Annotated in this window: 1 protein-coding gene; it reads left to right on the top strand. The window is 46.2% G+C overall.

Going from position 1 to position 757, the window contains the following annotated elements; genetic code table 11:
* The coding region (locus tag R7Q11_RS25920; protein ID WP_225466970.1) for an ATP-binding cassette domain-containing protein at nt 1-757 on the top strand (757 nt) is incomplete at both ends.

The raw sequence follows: 757 nt of genomic DNA, 5'->3' as shown, positions 1-757 counted from the left end.
TTTTATTTATCACCCATGACCTAGGCGTGGTGAAACACTTTGCCGATCGTGTGTTGGTGATGTGCAAAGGTGAGGTCGTTGAAGAAGGCATTACTGAGCACTTGTTTTCTGAACCTCTGCATGAATACACCAAAATGCTGATTAACTCGATTCCGAAAGGAAGCAAAACCCCCGTTGATGAGAAAGCGTCGGAATTGCTCAACGCTGAAGACATTCGTGTGAAATTTTTGGTGACGCCTCACTTTATCCCAAGCAAAAACGAGTACTTCGAAGCGGTAAAAGGCATCTCGTTACAACTAAAACAGGGCGAAACACTAGGCATTGTTGGGGAATCCGGTTCGGGTAAATCCACGTTAGGGCGCGCGTTGATCGGTTTGCTACCGTCTACCGGAAAAATTGAGTTTAAAGGTCAAAACATGGCCTCACTCAGTGATAAAGAGCGGTTCGATCTGAAAAAAGACGTACAAATGGTGTTCCAAGATCCATACGGTTCGCTTTCACCACGTATGACCATCGGGGAAATCATCACTGAAGGATTAACCGTCCACCGACCATATTTAAACAAGAAAGAACGCATGCAAAAAGCACGTGATGTTCTGCGCGAAGTACGTTTGGATCCCGCATCTATAAACCGCTATCCGCACGAATTTTCCGGTGGGCAACGTCAACGTATTGCGATTGCACGAGCCTTGATTTTGGAACCGTCGTTTATCTTGCTTGATGAGCCGACCTCAGCCTTAGATCGCTCAGTGCAACT

Source organism: Vibrio sp. 970, assembly GCF_033339075.1.
The sequence above is the reverse complement of the archived record's forward strand: the minus strand, read 5'-3'. Positions and strand labels throughout refer to the sequence as shown.